Below are 7,396 nucleotides of genomic sequence, written 5' to 3'. Positions count from 1 at the left end.
GTGGAGATTTTCACCTTTTGCTCCAGCAGCATTTTGAACTGGTCCCGATCTTCGACTCGCGGATGTTTCCCGCCGAGGGAGAGCCAGAAGTTCCGGACGTACAGTTCCCGCGCCTTCCGGTAAACGAATTCCCGGAATTCTGATTTCCCGAAGGGCGGCAGTTCCGTCAGAATCGGCGGGAGCTTTTTCCCCTTTCCCTGCAGCAGGTCTTCGTCAAATTCCCGCTGCGCCATCCGATGCAGGCGGTCCGCATAGCGGAAGAGCTGTTTTTCGTGCAGACTGAGCTGCTGGAACAGTGCATCGAACTGTCCGAACAGGCGGTTGTCGAGACAGAGCTGCAGTTTGTCGGTGTACAGGGCAGGAAAATTCCGCCGGCTGACCAGTCCGGCCAGCAGACGCTGACGGCTCTCCGCCGATTTCCGGACAATTTTGCGCCGGATGGTTCCGGAATCGGTTTGCCATGACCAGGTATCCTGAACGACCTGCGCGTCGGCCGCCGCCTTCCTGCCGTCCATGAATCGGAAGGAAACCTGCTCTCCCGGAGCGAATATGCCGCTCTTTGAAAGTGCGGAAGGTCGGAGATGCCCGGTCGAAGCGGTTTTCATCTCCTGATCGCTCAGACGACGGTTGTAGAAGAGGATTTTTTCAATCGTTCCCTTGAAATAACGGTTGCTGCGGAAAGGGTGCCCGCCGATGCTGATGTCGCCCGGAGTCTGACGCGGAACTCCACGATAACTGTCTGATGTGTAAATTTTTCCGTTGACAGCGAGACCGATTTCGTCATTGCTGATAAAGGCGAAAATATGGAGTTTTTCTCCCGGAGAGACCTTGACCTTCGGGGAGGAAAAATAGTCCGGTTTTTCTGCCGGAGTGCTGTCCAGGCTGATGGTTCCAGACGGATCGATCCAGAGGCGGGCCCGGGTCGACTCAAATGCAAAGAGGGCGTTGACACTGTCGGCGGGAAATTTCTCGATGGTACATACCAGTTCCACCGTGAAGCTTTTGCTCCGCCGCAGTTCCGGATGGTCCGGAATGGTGACGAAGTTCCCGTTCCCGTCCCCCCGGAACACCTGTTTCCCGCCGGGCTCCCGGCACAGCGCATCGGAGGTTTTCCCGGTGAAGCTGTGCAGGATGGCCGGATTGGCATTTGGACCGTAATCCCGGACCAGGCCATCCTGCGCGTCCGTAAAGTCATACGCGGCGACAAGGCCGTCCGGATCGGCCGCCGCCATCGCACCGCAGGTGATCCCGGTGATGCAGAGAAGCGCAAAAACAGATTTATTCATTCCCGGCAATTCCCGCGTGATTATTTGTCGTCGTCAGCCAGCCAGCTGCTCTTCGGGTTGTAACCGTCCAGATTGGAAAGCAGTTTCGGTGCGGAAACCACCGCGCCGTCCAGTATCAGAACGTTCAGCTCTCCTTCATGTCTTGCCCGGGTCACGTTTTCCTTGTTGTCCATGGCTTTCCAGTTATCCAGCAGATGCATTTTCCCGTCGGTGGCTGCAATTGTCAGCGATGGACAGGAGAAGCCGGAAAGTTTTCCGCCCCTGCGGTTTCTGGCTGTCTTGGAATCCGTGGTATGAAGATTGACGTTCATCACATAGCCGATATGAGTGAAGGTTTCATAGTTTTCTTCTGCCGGACACTCCAGAACATTTCCTTTTTTTCTGATACCGGTCGTCTGGTTCAGGCCGAGATACGTGACATAGCGGTTGTCCAGACACCATATTTTCTTCCAGTTGTCCCGGTCGTTCACCACCGGGAGCATGTCTGTATTGTCCTTCGCGTATTGAGCGAGGGCGGTTCCCATCGTTTTGAGATTTTCCATACATTTCGCCCGGGCGGCCGCCTGCTGCGTACTGTATCCTGTCGTGAGAATGGCCAGGATGGTACAAACGGTGAGAATGAGGCAGAGGTCGAGGAATCGGAAATTGCTGTTCATGGTGAGATCTCCTTTTGCGGGTTGCAGTTTCAGTTCAAGGGATATTGATACCAGCGCCAGGTATGGGTGCCGTCGGTATATTGGATAAATGTGGGCCGCGTGATGGTCGAAACATGTCCATCCACCCAGGCGATGTTGATTTTCTCTTCATGCCGGAACATGGCCCGGCCCTGCGCATTCGCGACAAAGTAGTTTCTGGCTTCCTGATTTGCATAGTATTCGTCGGATGTGTTGTAGGCGCTGTCCTGAAATGCAAAGACTCCGCCGGGTGTTTTGATGCGGGCCAATTTAGTGCCCCGCAGCTTACCGTCCCAGGTGATGTAATGAAGAAACTGATTCATGCCGTATCCGATTTTCACTTTGCTCTCTGTAGTATTCTTGTCCGCGTCATAATACTGTTTTACTTTTCCCTGCTGATAGGATTCCTGACTGGGACACTCCAGTACGTTGCCGCGCGGCCGTTCCACCGTGATGTCGTTGCTCAGATTGAGGTAGAGAGGGAACGTGCTCCGGCAGGACCAGGTGTGATAATAGCTTCCATAGTCTGCCGCGCTGGTTCCGACGGCGACCGGCGGCCATCCGTTGTAATCGACCGCGTACAGTGACAGCGCGCTGCCGATCTGCTTGAGGTTTCCTGTACATTTAATTCGATATGCTGTCATTCTGGCTTTCGACAAGGTCGGCAGGAGCAGGGCTGCCAGGATGGCAATCAGCGCAATAACGATGAGAAGTTCAATAAGGGTAAAGTGCTTGATTTCGCGACGGACCGCAGATCGGACGGTGCAGTTGAAATTCTTTCTTTCGGCAGTCTGATTCATAACATGATCCCTCATGGTTTGCAATTGGTATTATGATGTTGTGATTCGACTTTTTCTGTTTGCGGAGCGAAGGTGAATTTTGCCGATATGTTTCTTCCATGCGATATCAACTTTCCCGATGCGCCGTTGTTGCGAATGCCGCGGGCAGAAACAGGCGGTCGGAAAGATTCTGCTCTTCCACCACTCTGCGCGACCAGGGGAAATTGCCGATTCCGCAGCAGGAGTGCGTGTCGGAGCCCAGAGAGAACGAAACACCCGCCTCTTTCATGATTCTGATGATCCGGGAATATTCTGAATGGAAGTGTTCAAACGACGTTTCCGTGTGCCAGTAGTACATCTGATTCATGACTTCGAAAACTTTGCTGCTCCGGACAAATGCGTCTGCCACCTCCCTGACCATTTCATCGGTAAAGAGTTCCAGTTCCAGATGCAGAGGCGCCAGCCCGCAGTTGAAGGGATGCGCCATGATCGTCACTTCCGGCACGGAACAGGCGTTGATCAGAGTTTCACAGTAGGCGGCTGCGATCGCTTTCTTCTCTTTCAATTTTTCCAGCTGGCGGAACAGAATTCCGTTGCTGTCCATCAAAACCAGATCGAATTTGCGGAGCAGCCTGCCGGACACCGCCGGTTTGCCCGACCTGTCTGCCACGGTGGTTTCCGTGCCGTGGAGCAGCTTTACCCGACTGGACGGAAGCGGCTGCTGCCGATAATTTCGCAGCAGTGTTTCCGCTTCCTCGTCCGAAAAGGTGTGGTCGGAGAAAACCATACCGCGGATTCCGTAGGATTCTGCGGCGTGAAGCATGGTCGGCATATCATTGCGGCCATCGGAAAAAGATGTGTGTGTGTGCAAGTCGTACAGAAAATGCTCTTTCATATCTCGACCTCGATTCCATCATACGCGAAGATCACTTCCGTCGTGATTTTACCGTCGAAGATGTTTCTGACCTTTTTCTCCGGATCAACATCCAGATCGGGGTGGAAATGGGTAAGAACCGCCCTCTTCGGAGGCGCTTCCCGGAAGAGTGTGAGCAGCTCATCCGGATTGAAATGGGCCATCTCCAGAATCAGCAGTTCTGCGGGGCGTTTCAGCAGCGGGAGCAATTCCAGGGCGGATTTGATATCGCCGCTGTAAACCACCCGTTTCTCTTCCGCGTTGATGACGGAACAGTAACTTTGACCTTGATTTTTCAAACCGCTTTGTGCGGCGAAACCGGCGAGCCGTTTCAGGTGATCGTTCTCCTGAAATTCCAGCGCGAAATCGCCGATCCGCTGTTCGCCGGAACAGTGGATCGGTTCGAATGCAAGCCGGAAGGGCAGAACGCGGTCGAACAGATACAGCATGTTCAGCATGTTCGGGTATCCGGGAAGGCCTTCCGCAGGGAGCAGGACCTTGAATGGCGCCGTCCGTCCGGAAATCTGAAACGTTTGAATCAGTTGCGGCAGGGCTCCGGCATGATCCGGATGCAGATGCGAGATGACCATGCCGTCGATCCGGTTCAGGTCGACGTCATAGCGGGTCAGCTGGGTGCTGAGCGGTTCTCCCCCGTCGAGCAGAAGCGAATGGCCGCGCGATTCCAGCAGAAGCATGTTGTGCAATCGCGTTCTGGTGGCGATGCCGGAAGCGGTTCCCAGGCAGTGGAGTTTCATGACGGCCCTCTATTTTTCTGTAAGATTTCCTACGGATCGCCCGTAACAGAGAACGGGATCGATCGTCAGGGTTGTCGGTTCGCGATCCCGGGAGAGAACGAGGGAAACCGCCTGTTGCGCACACTCTGTATAGCGTGCATCCGTGACGGTCAGCTCCGGTTCCACCAGCCGGGCCGGAAAGATATTGTCGAATCCGGCAATGGCAATGTCCTGAGGAATTTTTTTCCCCAGATGCTGAAACACCTTCATCGCCCCCATTGCGCGGGCGGTGTTGTAGAATACGGCGACAGACGACGGCTGATAGCAGCGGAGTATTTTGTTCGCCAGCTCCTTCCCGATGTTCTCGTAGTCCAGTTCTTTGGAATTCTCATCTTCTTCCGGAATCTGCTGAATCTCCGCCCCCGCTTTCTCCAGCAGTTTGCGCATGACATGGAAACGGCAGTTCTGAGGACCTGCGATCCCTCCGGCCAGATAGAAATTTCGATATCCCCGGGAAAGCAGATGTTCGGCAAGAAGAATGGCCTGCTCCTTTACATCCAGAATAATTTCATGCGTTGTCCGGAGCATCTGCCGGGGCGGGGCCATCACGCGAATGAGGGCGGCGGGGATGTGGTACTGTTTGATGAAATTCTTCAATACCGGCGGCAGCTCGGCGGTGATGATGCCGCCGCAGCCTTCTTCAACCATGATGCTGATGATCTCCCGGAAGGAGAGGGAAGTGTGAGTTGTCATCAGCCGCATCTGTTTTTTATGTTTCTGAAGCGCGGCTTCCGCCTCTGCCGCGAATTCGGAGAACTGCGGATTTTTCAGGTTGGGGATCAGGACGAAAATATTTCTGCCGCTGGTCGGGGTTCGCGGCGTGAGATCATGGCGCCGGGCGAGGAAGGTCCCGCTGCCGAGACGCCGGACGATGATTCCCTCCTCTTCCAGATCATTCAAAGCCAGCTGTGCCACTTTCTGGCTGATCTGCAGAGTTTCCGCCAGTTCCCGCTGGGTTGCCAGGCGGTCGCCGGGATTGAGTTTCTTTTCCTGTATATAGGTTAACAGATATTCTTTGGCCTGCGCCTTCAGACTGGTCTTTGCAATCGCCATGGGTGATTCCTGAAGATAAATTGAATCATTGAATCATTAATAAAAATATAATTTCAAAAAAATCTTTTTCAAGAGGGCTAACCGAAAAAAAACAATAATTCCCCGGAGTCATGGAAATTTCTTCTTGATGATTCGCTGAAACAATTTACTCGGGCATGGGAGGCGCTGTCAGGGGAGGGGGATTGAATCCGGGGGGCGCAGACCGTGCATGAGCGGCATCTCCGGTTGGCTGCGGGAGGCTTCCGGGAGAGGGTGTTCTGGGCGAAATTTCTTTCGAAACCATTTTTTTTGAAAAAAAATAAAAAGCGGGCTTGGTTTTTCTTGTTATAGATATTGTTATACATAACAGAAAGGATTTCAGCAGGGAGATTGGTTGGAATGTTCGACGCGAAATACACGGATGTGGTGGAGGCGCTGCGGTTTGACATCCGGAACGGCCGGTTCGGCGGGAGGAATGCCCGGCTGCCCTCCTTCCGCGAATTGTCGAAGGAGTACAAGGTTTCCCTGGTGACGATTGCGAAGTCGATGAACTTCCTGCAGCAGGAAAACGTGATCGATATTCAGGGCACCCGCGGGGCGTTCGTCAAGGCGGATGTCACCGCGCGGCCGCGGTCGAACGACATCGCGCTGATCCACAACTTCATCGGCGATATCGAGGGGTTCCACGCGATCGAAGCGCTGGAGGAGTATGCGAAGGAGAAGAAGATGGGGCTGCTCTCGCTCAAGGCGGCGGAGAGCACCCAGTACCTGCCGGAACTCCTGACCAAGCTGAACGCGGACGGCTTCATCTTCATGCACAGTTCGCTGACCGGAGAGACGGCGGAGGCGCTGGCGCATGCGCATATTCCGTTTGTCTCCTTCAACCGGCTCGATCTGGATTGCGTTTCGTGGGTGGACTACGACAACACCGGCAGTTTTGCCGGGGCGTTGAAGTTCCTGCTTTCCACCGGATGCCGCCGGATCGCCCATATCGACTTCAAGGTGAATTTCGGCAACTATCAGGCCGCGCTCCATGCGGTTTACCGGAAAACACTGGAGGAGGCCGGCTGTTTCGACGAGCGTCTTTTCATCGCGCGGGACACCCGCGGCGAGATGCGCCGCATCTTCGGTCAGCAGTTCCTCGAGGCGGCGAGCCGGCGGGCCGCCCGGTATCTGCTGGAGCTGCCGGAACTGCCGGATGCGATCATCATCCGCAGTTTTTCCGGCGAGGTTCTGCTCGACGAGTTTGCCCGGCACGGCGTCGATCTGGAAAAAAAGTCCAGACTGCTCTTTGCTCTGGAAGATATCCAGAGCTATCCGGAACGTTTCCCCGCACTGCTCTTCCCCTACCGCGAGAAGGTCCGTGCCGGGTTTGATCTTCTGTACAAGTTTATCCGTACCGGCAGCTGCGGGCCCGAGTGCATCCTTCTGCAGCCGGTTGAAAAGTTTGTCGTCCGCTAACAGGAAAGGAAAGGGAAGTCATGTGGAGAAAGAGATTTACCTTGATTGAACTTCTGGTTGTCGTCGCGATCATTGCGATATTGGCGGCGCTTCTCCTTCCGGCGCTGAACCAGGCGCGCAACAAGGCGCGGAGCATCGCCTGCGTCAATAATTTGAGTTCGAACGGCAAGGTGCTGGCGCTCTACACGGAGGATTACAACGGTTACATTCTCGCCTCTTACGACACGCGCAATGTCGGTTCAAAGTGGTGGGTCTGGAGTCTTGACATCAGCAAATACCTGAAGGTGGGAAATGATACGGTCTGTCATGGACGAATCACGAAGAACGGCAGCAAAATTGCACGAACCACATTGGTTCAATGTGCGCTGATCGCAAAACGATACAGCCCGTATCTCCATGCCTTTCATGAATCGGTTAAAAGTCGGCGGGGTGGAGCGAAAGCCAATATCGCCTTGGC

Annotated in this window: 7 protein-coding genes and 2 pseudogenes; 3 read left to right on the top strand and 6 right to left on the bottom strand. The window is 54.4% G+C overall.

The genetic code is table 11. The annotated features are described in order from the left end of the window. The 6 genes from ACMLHG_RS14480 to ACMLHG_RS14455 form a co-directional block, all read right to left on the bottom strand. Positions 1 to 1,286: LamG-like jellyroll fold domain-containing protein (locus ACMLHG_RS14480; RefSeq protein ID WP_417170950.1), on the bottom strand; the 1,286-nt coding region annotated here is incomplete at its 3' end. 20 nt (positions 1,287 to 1,306) lie between these two features. Next, entirely contained in the window at positions 1,307 to 1,942 is a 636-nt protein-coding gene (locus ACMLHG_RS14475) for a hypothetical protein (RefSeq protein ID WP_417170949.1), read from the bottom strand. Between the two features lie 29 nt (positions 1,943 to 1,971). Then, positions 1,972 to 2,760 carry a DUF1559 domain-containing protein gene (locus tag ACMLHG_RS14470; protein WP_417170948.1) on the bottom strand — a complete coding sequence of 263 codons (789 nt, stop codon included), beginning with the start codon at positions 2,758 to 2,760 and terminating at the stop codon, positions 1,972 to 1,974. Between the two features lie 106 nt (positions 2,761 to 2,866). Beyond that, positions 2,867 to 3,634, bottom strand: coding sequence for a PHP domain-containing protein (locus ACMLHG_RS14465; protein ID WP_417170947.1), 768 nt, complete (start codon positions 3,632 to 3,634; stop codon positions 2,867 to 2,869). Further along, positions 3,631 to 4,407 carry an MBL fold metallo-hydrolase gene (locus tag ACMLHG_RS14460; protein ID WP_417170946.1) on the bottom strand — a complete coding sequence of 259 codons (777 nt, stop codon included), beginning with the start codon at positions 4,405 to 4,407 and terminating at the stop codon, positions 3,631 to 3,633. Before ACMLHG_RS14460 ends, ACMLHG_RS14465 begins: the two co-directional genes overlap by 4 nt. Positions 4,408 to 4,416: 9 nt before the next feature. Further along, positions 4,417 to 5,499, bottom strand: coding sequence for a substrate-binding domain-containing protein (locus ACMLHG_RS14455; RefSeq protein WP_417170945.1), 1,083 nt, complete (start codon positions 5,497 to 5,499; stop codon positions 4,417 to 4,419). A gap of 378 nt (positions 5,500 to 5,877) precedes the next feature. Here ACMLHG_RS14455 and ACMLHG_RS14450 point away from each other — a divergent pair, with 378 nt between their 5' ends. The 3 genes and pseudogenes from ACMLHG_RS14450 to ACMLHG_RS14440 all read left to right on the top strand — a co-directional run. Further along, positions 5,878 to 6,939 carry a GntR family transcriptional regulator gene (locus tag ACMLHG_RS14450; protein WP_417170944.1) on the top strand — a complete coding sequence of 354 codons (1,062 nt, stop codon included), beginning with the start codon at positions 5,878 to 5,880 and terminating at the stop codon, positions 6,937 to 6,939. Between the two features lie 20 nt (positions 6,940 to 6,959). Continuing rightward, positions 6,960 to 7,010 (top strand): annotated as a pseudogene (locus ACMLHG_RS14445) (prepilin-type N-terminal cleavage/methylation domain-containing protein); the annotation flags it as partial. Positions 7,011 to 7,247: 237 nt separating this feature from the next. Beyond that, positions 7,248 to 7,396, top strand: a pseudogene (locus ACMLHG_RS14440) (transposase); the annotation flags it as partial.

Origin of the sequence: Victivallis sp., assembly GCF_048170485.1 — a bacterium.
In the GTDB taxonomy this organism is placed as follows: Bacteria; Verrucomicrobiota; Lentisphaeria; order Victivallales; family Victivallaceae; genus Victivallis.
The sequence above is the reverse complement of the archived record's forward strand: the minus strand, read 5'-3'. Positions and strand labels throughout refer to the sequence as shown.